Origin of the sequence: Pedobacter zeae (assembly GCF_014196715.1) — a bacterium.
Lineage (GTDB): Bacteria > Bacteroidota > Bacteroidia > Sphingobacteriales > Sphingobacteriaceae > Pedobacter > Pedobacter zeae.
In genome coordinates this window covers 1,265,058-1,289,079 of sequence record NZ_JACIEF010000003.1, presented here as the reverse complement: position 1 = coordinate 1,289,079, position 24,022 = coordinate 1,265,058, and the positions used below count along the sequence as shown (strand labels likewise).

At 37.4% G+C, this 24,022-nt stretch carries 21 protein-coding genes; all 21 read right to left on the bottom strand.

Translation table 11 applies throughout. The annotated features are described in order from the left end of the window. The gene (gene rfbF, locus GGQ60_RS18595) at nt 1-777 is read right to left on the bottom strand and encodes a glucose-1-phosphate cytidylyltransferase (protein ID WP_183767134.1); all 777 of its coding nucleotides are present in this window, start codon (nt 775-777) and stop codon (nt 1-3) included. A 5-nt stretch (nt 778-782) separates the two neighbouring features. Continuing rightward, nucleotides 783-1,820 carry a ferredoxin--NADP reductase gene (locus GGQ60_RS18590; RefSeq protein ID WP_183767132.1) on the bottom strand — a complete coding sequence of 346 codons (1,038 nt, stop codon included), beginning with the start codon at nt 1,818-1,820 and terminating at the stop codon, nt 783-785. 10 nt (nt 1,821-1,830) lie between these two features. Further along, nucleotides 1,831-4,179, bottom strand: a complete 2,349-nt coding sequence (locus GGQ60_RS18585) for a GumC family protein (protein ID WP_183767130.1) — start codon at nt 4,177-4,179, stop codon at nt 1,831-1,833. Nucleotides 4,180-4,188: 9 nt separating this feature from the next. Further along, nucleotides 4,189-4,998 (bottom strand): polysaccharide biosynthesis/export family protein, encoded by an 810-nt coding sequence (locus GGQ60_RS18580; protein WP_183767128.1) that lies wholly within the window; start codon nt 4,996-4,998, stop codon nt 4,189-4,191. 149 nt (nt 4,999-5,147) lie between these two features. Next, nucleotides 5,148-5,888 carry a tyrosine-protein phosphatase gene (locus GGQ60_RS18575; RefSeq protein ID WP_183767126.1) on the bottom strand — a complete coding sequence of 247 codons (741 nt, stop codon included), beginning with the start codon at nt 5,886-5,888 and terminating at the stop codon, nt 5,148-5,150. 329 nt (nt 5,889-6,217) lie between these two features. Next, nucleotides 6,218-7,354, bottom strand: a complete 1,137-nt coding sequence (gene gmd / locus GGQ60_RS18570; RefSeq protein WP_183767124.1) for a GDP-mannose 4,6-dehydratase — start codon at nt 7,352-7,354, stop codon at nt 6,218-6,220. Between the two features lie 325 nt (nt 7,355-7,679). Then, on the bottom strand, nt 7,680-8,963 hold the full coding sequence (locus tag GGQ60_RS18565) for a nucleotide sugar dehydrogenase (RefSeq protein ID WP_183767122.1): 1,284 nt from the start codon (nt 8,961-8,963) through the stop codon (nt 7,680-7,682). Nucleotides 8,964-9,434: 471 nt separating this feature from the next. Further along, the gene (gene rfbA, locus GGQ60_RS18560) at nt 9,435-10,295 is read right to left on the bottom strand and encodes a glucose-1-phosphate thymidylyltransferase RfbA (protein WP_183767120.1); all 861 of its coding nucleotides are present in this window, start codon (nt 10,293-10,295) and stop codon (nt 9,435-9,437) included. A gap of 82 nt (nt 10,296-10,377) precedes the next feature. Further along, a complete protein-coding gene (rfbD, locus tag GGQ60_RS18555) occupies nt 10,378-11,241 on the bottom strand; it encodes a dTDP-4-dehydrorhamnose reductase (RefSeq protein ID WP_183767118.1) in 864 nt (287 codons plus the stop codon). Next, nucleotides 11,238-11,786 carry a dTDP-4-dehydrorhamnose 3,5-epimerase gene (gene rfbC, locus GGQ60_RS18550; RefSeq protein ID WP_183767116.1) on the bottom strand — a complete coding sequence of 183 codons (549 nt, stop codon included), beginning with the start codon at nt 11,784-11,786 and terminating at the stop codon, nt 11,238-11,240. The genes rfbD and rfbC overlap by 4 nt, the downstream gene beginning before the upstream one ends. Next, the gene (rfbB, locus tag GGQ60_RS18545) at nt 11,786-12,838 is read right to left on the bottom strand and encodes a dTDP-glucose 4,6-dehydratase (protein WP_183767114.1); all 1,053 of its coding nucleotides are present in this window, start codon (nt 12,836-12,838) and stop codon (nt 11,786-11,788) included. Before rfbB ends, rfbC begins: the two co-directional genes overlap by 1 nt. A gap of 328 nt (nt 12,839-13,166) precedes the next feature. Next, nucleotides 13,167-13,730: a DUF3109 family protein gene (locus GGQ60_RS18540; RefSeq protein ID WP_183767259.1), complete on the bottom strand. Its 564-nt coding sequence runs from the start codon at nt 13,728-13,730 to the stop codon at nt 13,167-13,169. 2 nt (nt 13,731-13,732) lie between these two features. Beyond that, entirely contained in the window at nt 13,733-14,506 is a 774-nt protein-coding gene (locus tag GGQ60_RS18535) for a DUF3108 domain-containing protein (RefSeq protein WP_183767257.1), read from the bottom strand. Nucleotides 14,507-14,651: 145 nt separating this feature from the next. After that, nucleotides 14,652-15,167 (bottom strand): DUF2480 family protein, encoded by a 516-nt coding sequence (locus tag GGQ60_RS18530; protein WP_183767112.1) that lies wholly within the window; start codon nt 15,165-15,167, stop codon nt 14,652-14,654. A 65-nt stretch (nt 15,168-15,232) separates the two neighbouring features. Next, nucleotides 15,233-17,317, bottom strand: coding sequence for a peptidylprolyl isomerase (locus GGQ60_RS18525; protein WP_183767110.1), 2,085 nt, complete (start codon nt 17,315-17,317; stop codon nt 15,233-15,235). 247 nt (nt 17,318-17,564) lie between these two features. Next, on the bottom strand, nt 17,565-18,137 hold the full coding sequence (locus GGQ60_RS18520) for a hypothetical protein (protein WP_183767108.1): 573 nt from the start codon (nt 18,135-18,137) through the stop codon (nt 17,565-17,567). Continuing rightward, nucleotides 18,137-19,450, bottom strand: a complete 1,314-nt coding sequence (gene bamG, locus GGQ60_RS18515) for a BamG family beta-barrel-assembly machinery protein (RefSeq protein WP_183767106.1) — start codon at nt 19,448-19,450, stop codon at nt 18,137-18,139. The genes GGQ60_RS18520 and bamG overlap by 1 nt, the downstream gene beginning before the upstream one ends. Next, nucleotides 19,431-20,165, bottom strand: coding sequence for a type III pantothenate kinase (locus tag GGQ60_RS18510; protein WP_183767104.1), 735 nt, complete (start codon nt 20,163-20,165; stop codon nt 19,431-19,433). The genes bamG and GGQ60_RS18510 overlap by 20 nt, the downstream gene beginning before the upstream one ends. A gap of 151 nt (nt 20,166-20,316) precedes the next feature. Continuing rightward, nucleotides 20,317-21,297, bottom strand: a complete 981-nt coding sequence (locus GGQ60_RS18505; protein WP_183767102.1) for a DUF6427 family protein — start codon at nt 21,295-21,297, stop codon at nt 20,317-20,319. Between the two features lie 260 nt (nt 21,298-21,557). Further along, complete coding sequence (locus GGQ60_RS18500) at nt 21,558-22,559, bottom strand: glycosyltransferase family protein (protein ID WP_183767100.1); 1,002 nt, start codon at nt 22,557-22,559, stop codon at nt 21,558-21,560. A gap of 20 nt (nt 22,560-22,579) precedes the next feature. Next, on the bottom strand, nt 22,580-23,434 hold the full coding sequence (locus GGQ60_RS18495) for a UDP-2,3-diacylglucosamine diphosphatase (RefSeq protein WP_183767098.1): 855 nt from the start codon (nt 23,432-23,434) through the stop codon (nt 22,580-22,582). Nucleotides 23,435-24,022: the final 588 nt, after the last annotated feature.

The window sequence follows — 24,022 nt, the reverse complement described above, 5'->3', positions numbered from 1 at the left end:
TTACCAGATTTTCCATTTAGCCTCACCACTACTCCAAAGTTGTTCTAATTCTATTCGATCACGCAGAGCATCCATTGGTTTCCAGAAACCCGAGTGTTTAAAAGCAGCCAACTGTCCATCGTTTGCAATTTCCTTTAGTGGTTTGTTTTCCCACTGCACATCTTCAACATCTCCATCTAAATATTTAAAAATCCCTGAATCAAGAACAAAGAACCCTCCATTAATCCACATACCATCTCCCTGAGGCTTTTCTACGAAGTGTTTAACGGTTCCATCATTATCCATTTCAATGTTACCAAAACGCCCTGGAGTCTGAATACTCGTTAAAGTGGCCAATTTATCATGGCTATTGTGAAATTCAACCAATGCTTTGATATCAATATCTGCCACACCATCACCATAAGTCAGCATAAAAGTTTCGCCGTCCACATATTTCTGAATTTTTTTAATGCGTCCTGCTGTATTGGTTTTTAACCCGGTATCTACCAGTGTGACCTTGAAAGACTCCGAGTTCGAAAAATGAACATCAACTTTGTTTTTCTCTATATCGATTGAAACGTCAGAGTTATAAAGATAATAGTTTAAAAAATATTCTTTAATTGATTGAGCTTTGTAACCCAGGCACAATACAAAATCGTTATAACCATAAGCTTCGTAGATTTTCATGATATGCCACAAAATGGGCTTACCACCAATTTCAACCATAGGTTTTGGACGGGCTTCGGTCTCTTCCATTAATCGGGTACCTAAACCACCTGCTAGTATTACTACCTTCATATTTCTTAACTTAATATTTCTATATGTACATTTTCTGTTAAAGGATGGGCACAACAAAGTAAAAACTCGTCTAGTGCCAAATCATCGCGTTCTTTGCTTAATCCAATCATTTTAGCCTTACCATCAAGCAATTTTCCTTTACAGGTACTGCAATTTCCGGTTTGGCAGGAATAAGGCAACTCAATATCGGCATTTAATGCCGCTTCTAAAATACTTTTACCCTTCGCCACTTCCAAGCGGTATGATTTCCCATCAAAATTTAGGCGCACATTTTGAGTATGCACATCAATTAGGTCTTTTGGGTCTTTCACCAGCTCAAAATCTTCAGAATATACATTTTCCAAAGAACCAAATTTATTAAAAATGGCACTTTTTACTGATTCCTTGAGACCAGCAGGTCCACAGATATAATGTGCACATTTTTTCGAATCTAAACATCCATTTAGAATTTGCATAGCCTTAGCTTGATCAATTCTGCCCTGAATTAAATGCGGATTAGCTTCATCCACAAATAACCTGGTATGAAAATGACGTACAATAAGCCGATCTGCATATTGTGTCTTTAAATGATTAATTTGATCTTTAAAGATAGTGCTTTCGTAGTTCTTATTCCCATAATTCAAATGCACCCTTACACCATCAACCTTAGACAAAATATACTTAATAATAGAAATCAATGGTGTAATTCCGCTACCAACTCCCCAAAAAAAGACATCATCAAAAGGCTGTTCCGAATTATAAATAAAATCACCCATAGGTGGCATTACTTCAATGGTGTCTCCGACACGAACCATATCATTAATATGATTAGATACGATACCATTCGCAACACGTTTAACGGTGATCTCCAACAGAGCATCAACATCTGGGCAAGAAGAAAAAGAATAGGGGCGGACGTAACGCCTGCCATTAATTCTAAATATCAAAGTTAGATATTGACCTGCTTGGTATTTTATTTTCTTGAGCCCAGGTTGTTTAAAACATAGGGTAATAGTATCTTCGGTTTCCCTCCTAATTTCTGCAATCCTTAAGGTGTAATTCATTTAATTCAATTTAACTACGTTTAAATAAATTTTTATACCATTTTTCTTTAATGGTATCACCATATGTCCCATAACCATACCCATAGCCGTAATACTTACTGACGATATCATTAACTACTATTCCTAAGTTTTTCATCTTACCACTAACATAAAGATCCTGAACAAGATTTATTTGGTTCTTTTGTGTTATATTCTGCCGAACTAGATATAAAGTTACATCAGCATACATAGATAATAATTGAGCATCAGCTATTACGCCTATTGGAGGTGCGTCCATGATGATATAATCAAATTCTGATTTCAAATTCATTACTAATTCTGGCATTTTTTCGCTCATCAATGTTTCAGCAGGATTGGGAGGCAAAGGGCCAGAAGAAATGATAAACATATTCTTATTTATCCCTAGCGGCTTTATAATATTCTCGGCTTTAATTTTATTATCGATCGTGTAATTACTAAATCCAATATCATTTGCGACTTCAAGTTTAGCAGAAAGTCCGGGTTTCCTTAAATCCAATTCCATTAATAGTACCTTTTTACCAGCCAATGCCAAAATATTACCGAGATTAATTGCAGTAAATGATTTGCCTTCACCACTCATGCTTGATGTTAATAAGATAACTTTTTCATTCGCATTTTTTAAATAGAATGAGAGATTAGTTCTCAATGCTCTAAATTGTTCTGAGATCGCAGAGCGGCTTTGATTTGCCACAATTAAATTATCAGAAGAGTTATTATGACTAATCTCACCTATTATTGGAACATCGGTTAGCATATTAATGTCTTCTTTTGTCTTAATACTTGTACTAAATAAATCTTGGACAAAGATAAATGCTATAGGAATCAAAAAGCTTACAATAAATGCGACGATATATACAAAGCTTTTCTTCGGACTGATTGGGTTTACCTGCGATTTAGGCGGGTCAATAATCTTGGCTACTGAAATATTGGATGTTTTTGAAATTGCAGTCTCTTCAGCCTTTTGCATTAAGAAAACGTATAACTCTTGCTTTATTCCTTTATTTCTGGCAAGTTTTAAATAATTTTTTTCAATTTTTGGCACACCAGATATCTGACTTTCCACTCGATTGAGTTGACTCCTCAGTTTATTTCGAGTAACAACAAATGTATTTTTGGTACTTTGAATATTAGCTAAAATTCCAGCTCTTAGGCCGCTTATCTGATTATCAATATTTTTTATAAAAGGACTTTCTTCCGTAACACTTAATAATTGTTTATCTCTTTCAATTAATAACGCATTATACTGGTTAAGTAATCCTGAAAAAACCATATCCTGAGGTAATAAGGATGTAGGGAAAACTCGCTTATTTTTACTCTCATCTTTCAGATAAGCTTCTAAATCATTTAGTATAGCAACTTGAGTTTCTGCTTTTGCTAACTCAGCACCAAATTCTCCTGTATTTTGAACTAGCAATTTTCCTTGCTCACTCATATCTGCTAGTTGATTGGCTTCTTTAAAACTTTCTTCTTGATTTTCGACATCTCCTAGTTCTACTGCAATTTTACTTAACCTTTCCTTGATAAATTTATAAGTACTATCAGCAATAGCATTTTTATCTGCCAGATTACCTAAAGTATATTTTTCGATCAACGTATTCAAAATATCTTCACCTTTCTTAGGAACAGGATAAGTTAATCCTAAATCAATAATACTAACTTGCTTATTAGTAACACTAACTGATAATTGTTTCATCAAAAAAGCAACACGTTCATCTATTGAACTTACTGAAACAAAATAATCTCCATTATCCATTCCAGTGGCATCAATAGGTTTGATCTGTATAATACCAACACCATTAAAACTAAATGCTTCGTTCCACTTAACAATTTTCTCAAAACTTTTGCTGGTTATTTTCAATTTATTAAGGGAAAGTTTCTTAACCACAAATTTTGCTGGTTGGATTGTATCAACCCCTTTTATAATATCCAGTTTAAAGGGCGAATTGTATAACTCGCGATTTACTAAAGTCCCACCTTTGGAATAAATGATGTTTAACTGCATTTGGCGCACTACTTGTTCCATTAGAAAACGTGTTTTTAAAATTTCCGCTTCGTTATCCACGGAATTTTTTGCGCCTAATAACCCTCCTAAATCCATAAGTCCACTTGACTGCTTTCCTAGGCTACCCCCTTTTTCATCATCATTCACTAAAATTTTTGAATTTACTTGAAAAGATGGAGGAGTTAGCTTTATATAGAAAAATGCAACAAAAAGACATAAGATAAAGCTAATCACAAATACAAACCATTTTTCAGTTAGTTTACTAAATATTTCTTTTAAATTGATTCCTTCAACTTCGACATGTTGCCCTAAATTCCTGTCAGATTCTTGATTCATTGATTAATATTATTTAAAATTGGAAATAGCTAAAACAATTACTGAGACAACAGAAGCAATAACGCCAATTGTCTGAATCTGAGCAGAATTAGATGCGGAAACCTTACGTTTGTTTGGCTCTACATACACAACATCATTTTGTTTTAAATAATAATAAGGGCTGTTAAAAATTTCTGAAGAATTAAGATTCAAACGGGCGAATTCTTTTTTACCATTATTATCTCTAACGACTAAAACATTCTCACGTTTGCCATATATAGTTAGATCCCCTGCTAAACTTAGAGCATCAAGAATGCTTACCTTTTCATTAGGAAGCGTGTAAGCCGATGGAGCATTAACCTCTCCCAAAACACTCACCTTAAAATTTGCAAAGCGTAACTGCACATTTGGTTCCTTATAAACCAATGATGCCTTTTCGCGAATTAATTCACGTGCTTGGTATGTAGTTAAACCAGCGACTTTCAACTTTCCAATAAGAGAGAGTTCTACCTCACCATTTTTATCAACCAAAAAGCCATTTACTTGCTGTGCAGCAAGGGCTGTATTTGCACCGCCTCCTAAAACTGTATTAGCAGCAGCTTGATTAACAATAGCCCCACTTTGCTGATTTAAGGTAAATACGTTTATACTTAGAATATCATCAGGTTGAATTACGGGCTCCGTAAAAGCTACGGCATTTTCTAATTTAGCTTGATTAACAGCTTGAATATCCTGAAAATAAGCAATCTTTTTATTACTTACACAAGACGAGGTAAGGGTTATGGCGAACAATAATGCAGCTAACTTAGTCCCTTTTTTAACATTTATTATTTTATTCATAGGTATATATCTATTCAAAATGAATTGATCACTTCAAACAGCTTGCAAACTTAATCATTTAATTGTAATATCTGAAAAGCTTTAATTTTGTATCGTAATAACTAAATTGTATATCCAAAACCAATAACACCGAATATAAATCAGCATAATTAAATATTAATAGAACTAAATACTTCCTGATTCTTAAAGCCATAATCGCCTAAAAGGTTATAAAGCTTACCAGATTGAACCGCTTGAGTTAAAGCATCTAAATGCTTATCATGATGTAGGTCCGTCCCAGCAAAATCATACATTTTTTCTTTTAATAAAATCTCAGCAAGCTGCTTTACATCTCGTCCATAATATCCTAAGATAGATAATAAGTTTAACTGCAGGAAACAACCTTTTTCTTTAAATCGTCTTAATCTGCTTCTATCTTTAAAATAAAATGTATAACGCTCGGGGTGGGCTAAGATAGGCTTGTAGCCCTTAATTTCAATGTCAAATATTGTATTGCTGATGCCAGGACTTTCATTCAGATAGGACATTTCAATTAACAAATGCTTTTGATCTAGTGTACATAAGGGTTCATCTAAATTAAAATCCTGGTCAACCATATATTCTGCAGCTGCACTTAATTTTAAGTCTATATGTTCCCTATCTAACGCCTCTTGGAGAATGGCTTTAGCCCCAGAAATACTTTCAATGGTATTGGGATAGAGTTCCTTGTAAATGTGAGGAGTACATATTAATTGATTAAAGCCTAATTCCTGAAGGCTTTTCACAAAACGCACAGAAGTACCAACATCTGGCGAGCCATCATCAATACTCGGCAAGATATGAGAATGTATATCAACTCCTAACCAAGATATATCGGTGACCTTATTTTTTTTATTAAAAAAACTAAACATATTAGGTAAAGAATTGGAATATGCGCACTATAAAAATACTATTCACTAGTGCTCTTTTCAATACACTGTATATTTTTCATATAAGTTAAGAATTCACACTATTAAACAATAAAAAACACAAATTATTATGCAATATGCAGTAATAGGATCGAAATAAAAATAAAGATAGTAATAACTGAATTAAAAGTAGATTAAAACAGACAAAAAGTAGAGTTTTTTGCCAAATCCTTAACAAAAATTTAAAATTTCCTTAATTAGCTATGGAAATCCTAACAAACTTAATATTATTTTCAGTTATTAACTATCTAAATTATTTGAAAACATGCTTATTATTCAAAATAATTTAACGTTTTAAACCCCCCTTTTTTCAGATATTCATCTTTTTTCATTAAATGAAGGTCAGAAATAATCATTTCTTTGACTAGTGCAGTCAGGTCGTATTTAGGTTCCCAGCCCAATTGCGTTTTTGCTTTGGCCGGATCTCCTAATAATAAATCTACTTCTGTTGGCCTGAAATATTTCGGGTCTACCTGAACAATGGTGCTCCCTAAAAACAGTTTATCACTATTTAATCCATGCTGAATCAATAATTCTTCGTTAAGGCCAATTATTACACCTTTTTCGTTTTCATCTTTACCAGAAAATTCAACGTCAATACCCAATTCTGCAAAACTCATCCGAACAAAATCTCGAACAGTGGTGGTAATACCTGTAGCTATAACGAAATCTTCTGGCTTGTCTTGCTGTAGGATTAACCACATGGCTTCAATATAATCTTTAGCATGTCCCCAATCCCGTTGCGCAGACAGGTTACCAAGATATAGGCATTTTTGCAGGCCTAGGGCTATTTTTGCTGCAGCCCTGGTTATTTTGCGTGTCACAAAAGTTTCGCCTCTTAACGGACTTTCGTGGTTAAATAAAATACCATTACAGGCAAACAGATTATATGCTTCACGGTAATTTACCGTGATCCAGTAAGCATACATCTTTGCCACAGCATAAGGAGAGCGCGGATAAAAAGGTGTAGTTTCACTTTGTGGGACTGCTTGTACCAATCCATATAATTCAGACGTGCTGGCCTGATAAAGCCTGGTTTTTCGGGTTAGGCCTAAAATACGTACGGCTTCTAATAAGCGTAAGGTACCAATACCATCTGCATTAGCAGTATACTCGGGCATCTCAAAACTTACATGTACATGGCTCATCGCCGCTAAATTGTAAATTTCATCTGGCTGTATTTCCTGGATAAGCCGGATGAGATTGGTCGAATCGGTTAAATCGCCATAATGTAATTTAAACCTCACATTATGCTCGTGCTGGTCCTGATAAAGGTGATCAATACGATCAGTATTAAATGATGATGAGCGTCGCTTCAAACCATGTACAAAATATCCCTTTTTCAGCAAAAATTCTGCTAAATAGGCTCCATCCTGACCTGTAACACCTGTAATTAAAGCAACTTTCATATTTAATCCATTTTGTTGGCCACAAACATACAGAATAATTTGTTTGGTTGACAAGCGATTTTAAAATGATGATTAGCCTTATTACGCTTTCTGAACAAGGGGCCATTTGATTATTACCTATTCTACCTACCAAGCCTATACTAGCCAGGGCTTTCATTAACTTATTCTTTACCTTTTGACCACCATTTTTATACTATTTATTACCCTCGAGGTAATAAATAGGTAACGCCAGGGTAAAGAAAAGGTAAGGGATTGGTAAGCCAGGGGTTAACTTGGTATAGAGAAAGGGTAAACAAAAGGTACAGGAAGGGTAAACGAATCGATATTATAACCTTGCATCCGCCAAATCTCTGCGAATAAATGATTTGGTATCGAAAATAATTGATCCTTTTGCTTTAAAACCACTGTAATCAATATCCAAGAATTGTTGGTGAGCCACGGCTAAAATGATTACATCATAATGCTCAAAATCATCACTTTGAATCATTTGGATATCATATTCAGCTTTTACATCGGCTGTGTTGGCCCAAGGATCGTATACATCGACTAGCATACCAAAAGATTTCAGTTCTTTATAAATATCGATCACTTTTGTATTTCTGGTATCCGGGCAATTTTCCTTAAAAGCAAACCCCAAAATCAAAGCTTTGGCTCCATTAATTACTTTATTCTTTGCTACCAGCATTTTAACTACCTTATTAGCTACAAACAGTCCCATATTATCGTTTACCCGCCGTCCTGACAGGATCACTTCTGGCTTATAACCCAAGGCTTCTGACTTGTGAGCCAAATAATACGGATCTACCCCGATACAATGCCCACCGACCAAACCGGGTTTGTAATTAAGGAAATTCCATTTGGTCGCTGCAGCGGCTAATACGTCTGAAGTATCAATTCCCATCCTGTCAAAAATTAAGGCAAGTTCGTTTACAAAAGAAATATTTACATCCCGTTGTGCATTTTCAATCGCTTTCGAAGCTTCTGCCACTTTGATACTTGGTGCGAGATGGGTGCCTGCTGTGATAATAGACGCATAAAGCTGGTCTATTTCCAGTGCTACCTCAGCGTTAGATCCTGAGGTTACTTTTTTAATTTTAGTCAGCGTGTTGATTTTATCACCAGGATTGATCCGCTCAGGTGAATAACCACAGAAAAAATCTACATTATATTTTAAGCCTGAAATTTTCTCCAAAACAGGAACACAATCTTCTTCGGTACAACCAGGATAAACAGTCGACTCATATATTACGATATCACCTGCTTTAAGCACAATGCCCAACATTTCGCTGGCGGCAAGCAAAGGTCCGAGATCAGGGTGTTTGAGATGGTCGATAGGCGTAGGAACCGTGACAATATAAACTGTGCAAGCCGCCAGATCAGGCAAACTCGAACTCAACGTTAATCCTCTATCCTGATCTGTTGAAGAATAAACGGATTTGAGGTCATCCAGCTTAGCTTCATGGGTGCGGTCTTCTATTCGTTTTAGTTCTTCTACACGGCTCTCGTTGGTATCGAAACCGATTACTTTATATTTCTTTGCAAATTCGATAGCCAATGGCAGCCCAACATAACCTAAACCTATAATCGCAATTTGCTTTTTCGTATTCATTTCTCTTTCGGTAATTGGCCAAAGATAAGATAAATCAGGAAAGCTTTAATTGTTACTTGATTCAATGTTGGCTTTTAACAACAGAGTTCATAGAGAAAAACACGAATTACACAGCGTTGAGAGCAATTAGTGTTTATATGACAAAATGCACCCTGTTTTAAAGCCCCTTAGCTAGGCTACCATTGACGGATCCTATAGAAGAATCGTCTTTTCGACTTTAGCGTGCCGATTTTTCATCGGTAGCGAAATGGAGAAATCTATAAAGACAGATTTAGCTTCGCTGAGCACCCCGTGGTTCTCGACTGCGTCGCACTCCGCTCGAAATGACGACTCGTGAGAGGGCTGTCAGTTATATTGATTTTATACAATAAGTTACCCCACAGAATGACATGCCACAAAAGGAAATCACCAATCAATGTCATGGCATTGATTGGTGATTTATTATTATGAGTATATTAATAATGGAATCCGCTATTTAATCTGCTTCAACAGGTAACTTCCATAACCACTTTTAACTAAAGGTGTGGCAATAGCCCTTAGCTGTTCCGCATTGATAAATCCCATTCGATAGGCGATTTCCTCAATACATCCAATTTTGAGTCCCTGTCTTTCTTCAATAATCTGCACAAACTGCCCCGCTTGCATTAAGGATGTAAAAGTTCCGGTATCTAACCAGGCAGTACCACGGCTCAATACGCCAACCTTCAACTTACCACGCTCTAAATAAATACGGTTTACATCGGTAATTTCATATTCTCCACGAGGGGAAGGTTTGATGTTTTTGGCAATTTCTACCACATCATTATCATAAAAATATAATCCCGGCACAGCATAATCCGATTTTGGATTTGTTGGTTTTTCTTCAATAGAAATGGCTTTTTTATTTTCATCAAATTCAACTACACCATAACGTTCCGGATCTGCAACCTGGTAAGCAAATACCACACCGCCATCCGGATCGGAACTGGACTGTAATAATTTCGCCATACCATCACCATAAAAAATATTATCGCCCAATACCAAGGCAACTTTATCTTTGCCAATAAATTCTTCACCTATTACGAAAGCCTGTGCCAAACCATTAGGTTCTGCCTGTACGGCATAGCTAAATTTACAGCCTAAAGTAAATCCATCTCCTAATAACTTCTCGAAATTAGGAAGATCGTGTGGCGTAGAGATAATCAGGATTTCTTTTATTCCTGCCAGCATCAACGTAGATAAAGGGTAATAAATCATTGGTTTATCGTAAACCGGCATCATTTGCTTACTACAGGCAAGGGTTAAGGGATGTAAACGCGTTCCGCTACCACCAGCTAAGATTATACCTTTCATATTTTAGTCATTAGTTCATTGGTCATTGAGTCATTGGGTCATTAGTCATTGATAGTGACAGATCTAAATGAAATAATGATTCCTATTTATTGCATTTAATTTGTTTTAAACACTCTACCAAACTATTTCTCCAGTAAGGGATTTCAATATTAAATGTGCTTTTTATTTTAGACTTATCCATTACCGAAAATGCCGGACGAATGGCTTTTGTCGGATAAGCAGATCCAGGAATTGGATTTGCCCTTACCCTTGTTTCACTGATATCAAAAATGGCCTTTGCGAAATCGAACCACGAGGTTACCCCTTCGTTACTGTAATGATAAATACCATATGCACCTGATGAAGAAGCGATAATATCTAAAATGGCATTAGCCAAATCAATAGCATAAGTTGGTGTTCCTACCTGATCGGCGATAATATTCAGTTCATCACGTTCAGCACCTAATTTCAACATTGTTTTCACGAAATTATTGGCATACTCGGAGTATAACCAACTGGTACGGATAATGAAATGAGCTGGTAGTATGGAGCTAACCGCTTTTTCACCGTCCAATTTAGTTACACCATAAACATTGATGGGTTTGGCTTCATCGTCTTCTTTAAGCAATTTCACCTCATTCCCTTCAAAAACGAAGTCGGTAGACACATGAATTAGGATTGCTCCATTTGCCAAACAAGCCGAAGCCAGGTTAGCTGCCCCTGTTTCGTTAACAGCTTTGGCCAGATCAACCTCATCTTCTGCTTTATCTACAGCCGTGTAGGCCGCACAGTTGATCACATAAGCAGGTTTTTCTTTAATAAAAAGTTCATTTAAACCACTTTCGTTTAAAATATTGGCATCTTGCTCTGCAGGAAAAATTATTTCAGTAATTCCTCTTCGCTCTGCAACGACTTTTAAGCACTGGCCTAACTGTCCGCCGGCACCAATTACTAATAATTTACTCATATATGCTTTAGTTCGGCAAATGGTTTTAATAAGAGATCTTTATCGGATACGGACTCCATTCCCTCAGGGATTAACCAATCAATATTTAAATCCGGATCATTGTAGATTACTCCTGTTTCGGAGGCTTTGTTATAAAAATTATCACATTTATATAAAAACTCTACCCTTTCGCTCAATACCGAAAAACCATGTACAAAGCCTCGTGGAATATAAAGCTGTAATTTATTTTCGGCACTTAAGCGTACAGCAACATGCTTACCATAGGTTGGCGAACTTGGCCTTACATCTACCGCAACATCCAAAACCTCTCCTTTGGTAACGCGCACCAGTTTGGCCTGAGCAAACTCACCCGTTTGGGCATGTAAGCCACGGATTACCCCATAAGATGAATAGGATTGGTTATCCTGCACAAACCTGCCTGATAAACCTGTTCTTTCTTCAAAGGTATTTTGGTTAAAACTTTCAAAAAAATACCCCCTGGTATCTTCAAATACCCTGGGTTTAATGATCAAACAATCTTTTAATCCCGTTTCTTCAATTTCCATTATTTATGGCTATATTGTTGTTCGTAATAAGATTGATAATTACCTGAGGTGACATTATTTAACCAGTCTTCATTCTGCAGATACCAATCAACTGTTTTGGCTAAACCCTCTTCAAATTGCAGACTTGGTACCCAATCTAATTCTTTTTGCAATTTTGTGGAATCAATGGCATAACGTAAGTCATGACCAGCACGATCTGTTACAAAGGTGATCAGTTTAGCTGATTCTCCGGCTTGGCGACCCAATTTTTGATCCATAATGGTACAAAGCAAATTGATCAGATCAATATTTTTCCATTCGTTATGGCCACCAATGTTATAGGTTTCGCCCGTTTTTGCTTTATGGAAAATCACATCAATGGCACGAGCATGGTCTTCAACCCATAACCAGTCGCGCACATTTTCGCCTTTACCATAAACAGGTACAGGCTTGTTATTTTTAATATTATTAATGGCCAGCGGAATCAGTTTCTCAGGAAAATGGTGGGAGCCATAGTTGTTTGAACAGTTAGAAATCACGCAATCCAAGCCATAAGTATCATGATAAGCCCTTACAAAATGATCAGAACTGGCCTTTGAGGCCGAATATGGACTATGTGGATCATACGCAGTGGTTTCGGTAAACATACCTTCTTCACCTAAAGCGCCATATACTTCATCGGTACTTACATGGTAGAAACGTTTCTGATTGTAACTCCCTTTCCAGTAAGTCCTGGCTGCATTTAATAAATTTACTGTACCCATTACATTTGTCATGACAAAAGCCGTTGGATCAGAAATAGAACGGTCTACATGACTTTCTGCTGCCAGGTGTATTACCGCATCAAAATTTTCGGTATTGAAAAGCTCATCAATCGCTTTTGCGTCGGTAATGTCTTCTCTTACAAATCTATAATTTGGTTTATTTTCAATATCAGTTAAATTAGCCAGGTTACCTGCGTAAGTAAGTTTATCTAAATTAACAATCTCATATTGAGGATAGTGATTAACAAAACGACGGACTACATGAGAGCCGATAAAACCAGCTCCTCCGGTAATTAAAATTTTTTTCACAGCATGATAGATTTATGGAATGCTAAAATAGTTTAGATAAACCAAAAAACATTCTTTTTTGAACTAAAAAACAAAAATGAACAGACTAGCCCAAATTATCACTACTTCATCCCTCAAAAACAACTATTTATGTCTCTAAGGTTATATAACTATTATAAAATTAAGTCAAAAAGATAAAATTAAGTTAATTTGGGAAAAAAAAGTCACAACTAAACAATGGTTCAAACCGATTCCATTATTAATTGCACGCATTGATACGACTTAATTTAAATATAAAAACAAAAACTGAATAAAATAATCAGCTAAATACCAATTAGATCGATACAGATTACATTACCGCTACCGTACTTTCCAATTCTTTATACCACGCTTCTCCATATTTACGGATGAGCGGTCCTTTTAAAAAGCTGTATACCGGAACTTTAAGTTCACGGCCAAAGGTACAGGCATCATGACAGATGTGCCAGCGGTCGTAATTAAGCACATCAAATTCAGGATATTTGGTAATCCGGATAGGGTATAGGTGGCACGAAATTGGTTTTTGCCACTCTATTATGCCCTGTTCATAAGCTTTTTCAATAGCACATTTTGTAATGCCGCCTTCAAACAGCACATAAGCACATTCTTTATTTTTATCGACGCAAGGCGTGGTTAAGTCGCCATCTTCATCAACTACATAAACACCCTGTTCTTCTATAGCTTTAATCCCTTTTTCGTTTAACAGGTGTTTGATTTTCGGATAAATTTCTTCCAGGATGTCTTTTTCTTCGTTATCCAAGGGCGCACCTGAATCACCTTCAACACAGCAAATCCCTTTACATTTGCTTAAATTACAAACAAAGTTCTCTTTCAATACGTCTTCGTGCACGAGCACCTGTTCTACTTCTATCATCATTATTCTTTTGCTAAAGCATATTTCAGCCCTTCGGCAGATTTTAATTCCATGGTTACTGCGCCAACCAATATTTCTACCTGTGCCTTTACCGGTACCCGGTTTCCATCATCGGTTACCCAAAGGTACAACCTGCTGTCTTTTTTAAAAATCCTGCCGGGCTTTATAGATGGGCTAAATTTTAAACAACGGATATTGCCAAGTTTACTTTTAATGGTTTCTTTTCCAATATATTCTACTTCTAACGCAGATATTTCATCCCCAAGAAAGTAATTCAGCTTAAATTTATCACCTACTTTAATTTTGGAGATATCGAGGCTCCGGGCAAAGTAATAAGCCGAAACCAGATCGAAAGTCTGATTAGTCGGTGTTGTAAAAGTTCCCTTGTTCGAAACTACTTTTTTTGCATCCTGTGTAAAACGTGCCTTATCCTGCCTTCTGTAACTTGCTTCGCGTATATTCTCCTGGTAGAAGTAGGGCAAAAGGTCATCTTTATCGATATAGGAATCGTAATGATCCCTTATTTTATAAAAAATATCAAAAGTACCCGAGGTCTGCGCATCAACTGTCAGTTTATAGGTAGGCTTGTTATCAAACTTTAAATCAGAATTGGTTACCTTAATTGTAGCTTCTGCCGCTGTAATAAATCCATACCTCAGTTTATACTGTAAAACTTCACCATCCTGAAAAACAGCTTCTTTCTTCAGGGGAAGCTCCTGAGCCATAGTGAAAAGACAGCATAAAACGGCCGTAAGGGTGATCATTAATTTTTTCATTGCCTTTGTATTCATTTGTGTGTGTTACCGGTATAATTGATCCAGAATTAAATCCCGGGAACAGACCGATTTAGAAAAGTAATTTTTTCTTTAAAATAAATCAAATACTTTCCTCCATGAAGATATACAAAAAGCAAACCAAAATTTAATCTTTTCTTTTATATACAGGTACGGTAGAACAAGGTTCGCCGAACATGATGCTTTTTACCACCGGAGTAAGCAGATTGGTAATCTCTACATAAGCAGAAACAGGTACCTCAATATCGCCACATCCTTTTACCACCACACGTTCATTGACATAATCCTGCGGATTAACTTTAGACAGGGCTTTGGTAAACAATACGGCTTCTAAAGTATCTAAGCCACCAAATACCACCTCATTGGCATAAGGCTGCAGTTTATTTGCCAGTAACATGTAAGCCCAGGTAGGAACAATCGCATCAGCAGAGCAGGTAATGGCAACATTCTTATCCTGATACTGTGCCCAATTGTGATCTTTGATAAAAGCCCTGAAATCTTTTTCCCTCAGCATCAAGCCATGAAAAAGATTATCAGCAATATCATACACTACTCTCTCGCCTTTGTGATAAAAGTCTTCCAGGTTTAAGGTGATTAACCCGCTACTGGCAACTTTATTAACAATGTTCTCTTGAATTTCCATAGCCTAAAATAAAAAAACCGTTCTGATGATAAATCAGAACGGTTACAAAATTACGTATTTTCTAACTAATAGAATTTCACACGATTGTCTTTTATCTTGGCATTTTCCTGTAAAGCCTGGAAAGCTGCTCCTAATGAACGCTGACCTAAACTTAACAACATGCTTTCTTTTTGTTTAAACATGTTGGCAATAGGAGCAGGGTTTGTAAATCCATCAACAGTAAATACATATACACCGCGCTCGCCTTGAACGGGAGCAGATACTTTACCTGGCTGTGAACCAAATACACTACCTACTAAAGCATTTTCTTGTGCAACACCCGGAATTACAGGATTAGCAAATACAACGTTCTGCACGGGATTAACCGGACGGCCAACTTTAGCAGCAACCTGATCAATACTTCCCTTACCTGCACCGGCTAATTTTTCTTTCAGCTGTTTTGCTTTAACTGCATTAAGCACCATCGGTTCGATTTCCTTTTTCACATCGGCCAATGATAAAATACCTTTAGGGCTGATGTTAGTTAGACGTGCAACTACGTAAGCATTGCTCATGGTGTAAATCTCTGGTAAAACATCACCTTTATCTGCTGCATAAGCATCCTGGATCAGTTTACGTGGATTATCCAAACCTGCTGCAAATCCTTGTGTAGCGGCTACCTTATCAGCCACGCTCACTTTTAAGCCTTTTTGGGTAGCAAGTTTACCGAAATCGTTACCTTTTACATCCGCAAGGAAATTACTTGCCGCTTTGTAGGCTGCTGCCTGGGTTTTGCTGCTTGCTGCCAATGCTTTTTCTACATAAGCCAATTTAGCTACTTTAGAAGAACCGATCTGTTTTTCGATTTTAATTACATGGTAACCAAACTGTGATTTTACCACTTTAATATCTCCGGTTTTACCATCAAAAGCAGCATTTTCAAATTCTGGAACCATTGCACCGCGTGCAAAAGTACCCAGCTCGCCACCTTTATCTTTCGAACCATCTACACTGTAATTTTTAGCCAATTCAGCAAAATTACTGCCTTTTAAAATCAATGCTTTTAACGAATCTGCCAATTTCAATGCCTTATCCTCGCCACCTACTTTAGCAGGGTCGATTAAGATGTGACTTGCTTTTACTGAATCGGGCGAGATACGGGTAGCTACCACTTTTACAATTTTGTAAGAGTTACCACTTAATTTCGGGCCATAGAAACTTCCGGCAGGTAAAGCAAATACTGCCGAATCAACAGCAGGATCCAACTTACCTTTGGTTAAGTAAGTGAATGGAACTTTAACATCAGAATTGATCGCTGCGAAAAGCGAATCGTTTTTTGCTACCTGGAAATCAGCGGCAATTTTATCTACCTGCGCTTTAATCGCTAAAGAATCTGCCTTTGTTGGACTGATGTTAAACGCTACGTATTCAAAAGTGCGTGTTTCCTGTGGGTTATTGAAACGGGCTTTGTTCTGGTCGTAATATTCTGAATAATCTGCATCAGTTAATTTAACCGATTTATCCGGAATAGAAGCATAATCTAAGCTTACATATTTAAAATTGGCCAGCTTGTTACGGTTGTTATATTCATCTGTAGCTTCTAATGAAGTTACGTAAACCGAGTTGCGGATTAAGTTAGAATATTTGGTTTGTAAAGCCTGTTTTTTAATCTCTTCCTGTAACAGACCAGATTGCTGTAATGCCTGAGGTTCTTTCGATTTTAAAAAGTTCATCAGGGTTACATGGTCTAACTGTCCGGTTTGAGGATTAGAAAAATATTGTTTGATTAATGGGCTAGGGTTCTGACCTTGTAATAAATCTACCAACTCATCTTCTGATACGGTTAAACCTAAACGGTCATATTCTTTGTTTAACAATACATTGGCCAATTCTGCATTCCATGCCTGATCTACAGCCATAGCGGTCATCTGTGCATTAGCACTACCGCCATATTGTTGTTTCATCTGGTTTACACCTTGATCTACTTTTGGTCCGAACTCATCAATATTGATGTCCTTACCATCAATAGAACCTACCACTTTTTGATTTGCCGACCAAAAAGGTTTACCCACGTTAATTGCATCACCTACTAAAAATGCAACAATTGCAAAACCGATTGCGAAGACCAGAATGTAGCCCGCACGGTTACGCAAAAATGTCATTAATCCCATATTGTAATTATAAATTTATTTAGTTCTTTTTTAAGAGGGCGCAAGATACAAATTTGCCTTAAAAAAGAAAACACAAAATTTTATTTATCAAGCGCCTAATTATTAAGGGGATGTAATGGGTAACAGGGTTCATGGAAGATGGGATATTTAGCTAAAAATTAGCCTTAACGCCGAAGCTATTTCAATGGATTGCTCACAATATTATCCCTTCATTTCATCCATTTTACATCGTCCGGTTTACATCACGCTAGGGTGCTACACCCTCTTTCATATTCAATTCTCCATTGCCACTATCCATTTCGTAGGTACTAAAATCCTCAGGAGCTTTAAAATTGATGCCTTCTCCAATACTGCCATCGGCACCTTTTACATAAACACGCTGGTTGGAATAGAAATATTTCTTTGATTCGTCCCAGATCAGTTCCTGAGAGGAGAATGTATCGCCTTTACTGTTTTTTACCACCACATTTTTCCTGAACTCGGTTTTAAGCTCAGCATCTTTCCTGATGGCATAATCGCAAACCAGGTTTCCATCAATGGTTCCGTTGGGGTTATAAAAGTCGATGCTTACACCTTTAACCATTTCCTGGTAAGCACTCCCGTTTGCAGGGGTTACTTTATCCAATATTGGCGCAAGCCCTCTGGCTTTAACCCTTGCCGAATCGCTATAAGTGATATCAACACCAATAGTTCTATCGCGCGATAAAATTGTCTTATTTATAGCAACCGAACTTGCATTTTTCAGATCGTCGTCTCCACATGAAGCCAAAAACAAAGGCAACACTAAAAGCAGACCATATAAAAATGTCTTAAGTTTCATTAGTCAACCCTGTACTTACGGAACCAGGTATCGTTCAAAGTAAACCCTAAATGGAAGTTAATATACTGCTCTTTTACGAGACCATTATTTAAAGTCCCCCTTTGTCCGAATTCGGTTGTAAAGTTGATTTTATAAAACGCTGTACCACCATTAGCAGTAGGCAATGGGAAACCAAAACCTAACGATGCGCCCATTTGTTTAATATCCTGGCTATTGATTTTGATATAGGTCTTATCGTAACTTACACCCAAACGGTAATCGATACGTTTTAAATAACTGTTATAAGAATAAGCGTCTGGCGTCCACTGGCCACCCAGTGATGCACCCCAGCTATCCTGCAAGCCCTGGCTCACATTATTGATCGTGGTTTTAGACCATTTGCTCATTCTAAAATCGGCACCAATTAACCATTTGTCGTTCTGTTGAATAGCGATACCAAAATTATGCGCTAATGGCAGGGTAAGGTTAGATTTTCCATTATTGATTGAACTTAATGTATCAATCGCCGTATTTTCGTTACCATCCTGATCTCTTGTGTATTGTGTAGCAAAAAATGTTTGTGTCGAATTTATTCTGCCCGAAGTGCTACCCGAATACCCTAAAGTAATTAAGGTTTTCTTGCCTACATTAAAATCGTACTGGATACCGTAAGAGTAATTTAACCCTGCCACACTGTTTTTATTCTGTAGTTTTGCATTTATAGCACCCAAAGATTGGAATTCAGTCGCCCTCGTGGTCTGAAGGTTACCAAAAATATACTCTAAGTTACCACCAATTTTTAAGTGATCACCAAAGCGGTAAGCATAACCCAAATAGGCTTTTGATAAGCCACCTTCACCCTCATAAAGCTGATTTAGTGTTGTAGTATCAACTTTGGTAGTGTTTTTATAAGAGTACCCGAGGTCTGAATAAGGCAGAATACCAAAACTGAGTGCCGATCTCCTGTTAACCGGTGCGGCAAATGCAAGGTGACTGAAAGTAGAATTGAAACTTGATTCGCTTAGGTTGTTGCGCGAAAGGTTAATCACACTTGCACTCATACCAATATCAATCGTTGTTAACGAAATACCGGCGTAAGACGCGGGATTTTGCATATTGATATTATTGAATCCGGTAACTTTACCTACTGCAGTAGCAATTCCGCCCATTGCCCTAAACTGGGGCAATAAAGATCCTTTTATATTTCCAAGCCCATATCTTGAATATGGAGACGATGTGGTAACCTGTGCCTGCGCACCAAAACCACAAACTAGAACGAGTATGGCTGCAATATAATTTATTCTTCTGTACATTTTAATCTGCAATAGCTTCATTTAATCCTTTTAATACCAAGTAAGGATCTTTTATAATTTGAGGCGCAAAGATGCTGTTTTGTAATTGCTTATACAAAAAATTAGCATCACCACCCGTTAAAATTACCCTTAAGGCACTTTCTTTTTTATTATTAAGGGCAATAAAGCCTTCAATTTCATTTATAATTCCCTGCAAAACACCATTCTTAATTGCCGATAAGGTGTCGGTTCCTTCTGTTATATCCTCACGCTCATCCCACTCTATCAGAGGTAAGCGTCCGGTATACTCATGTACCGCCCTAAAACGCATTTTTATGCCCGGGCTTATGCTTCCGCCAAAATATTCTTTTGACCGGCTCAATACATCGTAAGTAATACAGGTTCCTGCATCCACCACCAAACTTGCACTTTCAGGGTATAATCCGTTTGCTCCTAAAACCGCTGCCCATCTGTCTAATCCCAGGGTAAGTGGCGTTTTATACCTGTTTTGGACGCCGTTGGTTAATAGGGTTGAAAAACGCGTATACTCGGTATGCTTTTTTAAATATATTTCCAGCTGACCAATTTCCTGGTTTACACTGCTGATGATGGATTTTGCTGGCGAAAATTTTTCGATCAGCTGCGCTAAGTCAATTATGCCCAGTTTATTGAAACGTTGGTGGTGAACAATTTCCTTATTTGCAAAAACGGCAACCTTTGCAGAAGAATTTCCAATATCAATGCTTAGCCGGCGCATTTAAAATCTCCTTCTGCCAATATGTTTTTTAGAAATTCCAATGACTCCATTTTTTATCCATCTGATTAAAACCTAAAAAGCTTTAACCCAAAATCATGCACAAAGCTATTAATCTTTGTCAAGTTTCGTTCTAGTTATTTGTTAAAAAAGGTTAAACAAACAGAAAATACTGTATTGAAAGCACAAATAAAAGGAACAACGTTTCATAAAACCAGCGTTTTTTGGCATTGCTGAAATAGTAAGCCAGGAGTACTGCTCCAGGCGGCACGCAGAGCAGAAAGTGCCATGTTCTAAAATCGGGTTTAAGGTAAAAACTAGCCGCCGAAACAACAAACATGAAAAACAACAGCTGAAAGCCTTTCCGTGTACTGATAAAACTCCTGAAGAAATTTTCGCGCAGCTGGAGGGAGGCCAGTATGATAATTACTGCAACAGGAATGAGTACCAGGTAATCGTTATAATTGATTTTAAATACCGAAGGAAACTTATTACCCAATGGCTTCCAGATCTGATAAAATGAGCTCAAATTGTCATTCCAGTAATAAAATACGGCAAGAAAAAAGAATACGGTAATAAATCCGACCAATCCGGCCACCCACTCGCGCCAGCTGAACGATCTGAAAAGCAATAAAGCTAAAAAGATCATAAGCAACATGGCCATAAACGGAAAATAGATTAATGTTCCCACAGCAATAATCATCCCGATATCGAATACGTTGGTTATCGAGTTAGCACTTTTACCGAGTTTTAAAAATTTATCGATAATCCAGATCAACAAAAAATTGCAGATCAGTGCTGGCGAAAGGATCATAAAGGGCATGAATAAACTTGTTCCGGTAATGAGCATCAGACCCGGAAGAAAACTCGGCTTACCCAATAAATTATGATTATTTACGATCCGGTTAAAAATTAAGGCCTGTATGTAAACCAGAACCGATGCAATAAAAATATTGGTATAAGGTGTAAAAGCATTATCTAAATCGATATTGATCAGCAAGCGGGCAAAGGGTTCTAAAAAATCAAAATTCAGTTTATCGTGCGTTTCGTGAAAAATGGCAATACGCAAAAAGAAAGTGTACGCCAGCAAGAATACGAGGTTAATTGGATTTAGCTTTCTAAACTGATTTATCATGCCTTTTTAAAGAGTAGACAAAGTAAAGAAAATAATTTAAGAGTGCGTAAGACTAAAACGGAAAGACTAAAGAGAGGGCCTTCTTTTAGGTCCTGATCGTCCTGCCATCCGCTTTACCTCACTGCGTTCACTGCTGTCTGGTTTAGGTTACGCAGTATCTTGCATTAAATGAAATAACCCTTGCGAGAGCTAAAACGCCGGGATCCTTCGACTACGTTCAGGATGACAAAATCAAAGAGCATTGACTTTGGACTGAGAACTCAAGACTTCGGACCAACCCTTGCGTATTTCCTCACCATATCATCGATAATCTGTGCGGTTTCATCCGGAAAATCGAATTCGTGTTTCTGAGGATTTTCCACCCAGTTTTTAACAATAGGTAACCAGTTGCGCGTACTGCCCCAGATTACCGGTAAGCCAAACTGCTTTAAGGCATAAGCATTACACTGCTGTTCAAACTGAAAACGCATAGGGGCTACAAGCAGCTTTTTCTTTAAATAAAGCGCCTCAGCCGGCCCTTCGAAGCCACCTCCGGTAAAAAGACCTTCGCAGGTAGCCAAACTTTTATTAAACTTTTCGTTGTTTACAGGCTCTACAAAAACATTACCTTGCTGATAGGCAACCTTGCTGTGTTTAGAGAAAACCTGCCAGGTAATATCCGGCAATTGGGTAAACAGTTTTACCAGGCGCTTATCATCAATGGCAGGGAGGTATACGGTATAATGCCCTAAATTTTCACTTTTCAGGTTTCTGATCTCTGCCCTGATTACCGGGGTATGGATAAAAGTATCATACCGGTCGAAATGGAAACCAATGTGGTATTTAGTGGGCGCATAACGGCTCAAAATAAGCTTTCCCCAGTCTAACGTTCTTGGACGGGGTACTTTTTTTGATTTAAATGCTGCCTGGTGGCTTAATGATACACAGTCGATCCCCTGCAGTTTACAGGCCCAGGCGCTTACAGGTTCAAAATCGTTAACAATTAAGTCGTATTCTTTGAGCGGCAGTTTCTTCATGTCTTTCCTGAAACGGAAAAGATTCATGTTCAGCCAGGTTTTATAATGATCTACACCACCTTTTTTCCCAAAAATGAAGCTAAAACCATGTAACTGATATTTAACCGGCTGACTTAATTTGACATCAGCCTGTGTTCCGCTAACCAAAATATCCAATTCGCCATATTTTTGAAGCAGAGGAATAATTTCCCTAGCCCTGCTGATATGGCCGTTTCCCGTCCCCTGTATTGCGTAAAGTATCCTCATTTGTGCCCGAATATCTAAAATTATTGGGCAATTTCATATTTTATATTCTGTAAAAGAATATTTATATCCAGTTTGCTTTTTAAATCTTCAGCATCAGAAAGGATTCCTTCATCCAATTCATCCTTTGTAAAATGTTGATGCTCATATTTAAATACCGTCCATTTTTTATCCTGGTACTCCAAAGCCGTTAAACTTTCTACCCAATCGCCACTGTTCAGGTAAGTAACTTTTCCATGTTCAGTTGCAATTTCCCTTTGCTCGGCCTGGTGGATGTGACCACAGACCACATACTCATAACCTTTTTCTATGGCCAGTTCGGCTGCTGTTTGCTCGAAACTATTGATGAACTTAACCGCATCTTTAAATTTTGCCTTAATTTTTTTCGAAAAGCTCATTTTTTCCTTTCCAAAGGCCGTAAGCACCCAGTTTACAAAACTGTTAATGAGGATCAGTGTGTCGTATCCAACGGCTCCCAGCTTGGCCAGCCATTTAGAATGCTGCATGGTTACGTCAAAAACATCACCATGAAAAAACCAGGCCTTTTTGCCGTCGAGCTCTAAAATAAGTTTATTTTGCAGGTGGAAAGTTCCCATCTCCATGCCGTCGAACTTGCGAAGCATCTCATCATGGTTGCCTGTGAGGTAGTGCACCTGAACACCTTCTGAAACGAATTTCATCAGTTTACGGATGATTTTCATGTGCGATTCGGGCCAGTAACTTTTGCTAAACTGCCAGATATCGATAATATCGCCGTTTAAAATTAATGTTTTGGGTTTAATGCTTTTAAGGTACTTTAAAAGTTCTTTAGCATGGCAGCCATAGGTGCCCAAATGCACGTCGGAGATCACGACTACATCAACATTTCTTTTATTCATAAACGGGAAATTTTAGGGGGAAGAATCTTATTACCGCTCGGTTTAAGCAGTTCCGGTATAAAATAGATGTGCTACCACTCTTCTTCCTCATCGAGTTTTACCTCAAAGGGGCTAAAGAAATAAAGTATAACAATCAACAAACACACGGCAAAAAATGATTCTAACATATCACCTCATTAATAATACAAAGGTAAGACGCTGTTTATCAACCAAATGTTACGACATTGTTAAATTTTATTACACTACAGTTCAATGGTTCATTTGCCATTGATGTATTGGTTATGCCAAAAGCAAATTAAAAGCCGGGCTTGAATTCAAAGTCGTCATCTCGACAGATTTCCAAACTTCATTCACCATGGCGTTCGAAATGACTGCAGATCCTTCGACTGCGCTCAGGATGACACATGGCATGAGATGGGCGTTGGGTTGATTTTGCTTTATAAGATACAGAAACAAGTTCAGTAAGACGAATCGTAGGGAAGACTGGCTGAAGGATATTCTGTGCCTTCTGTGTTTCCGTGGTAAAAACCATAAAACAAAAACCCCGTAAGATTAAAATCCTACGGGGTGTAAATCTATTTAAAGAAA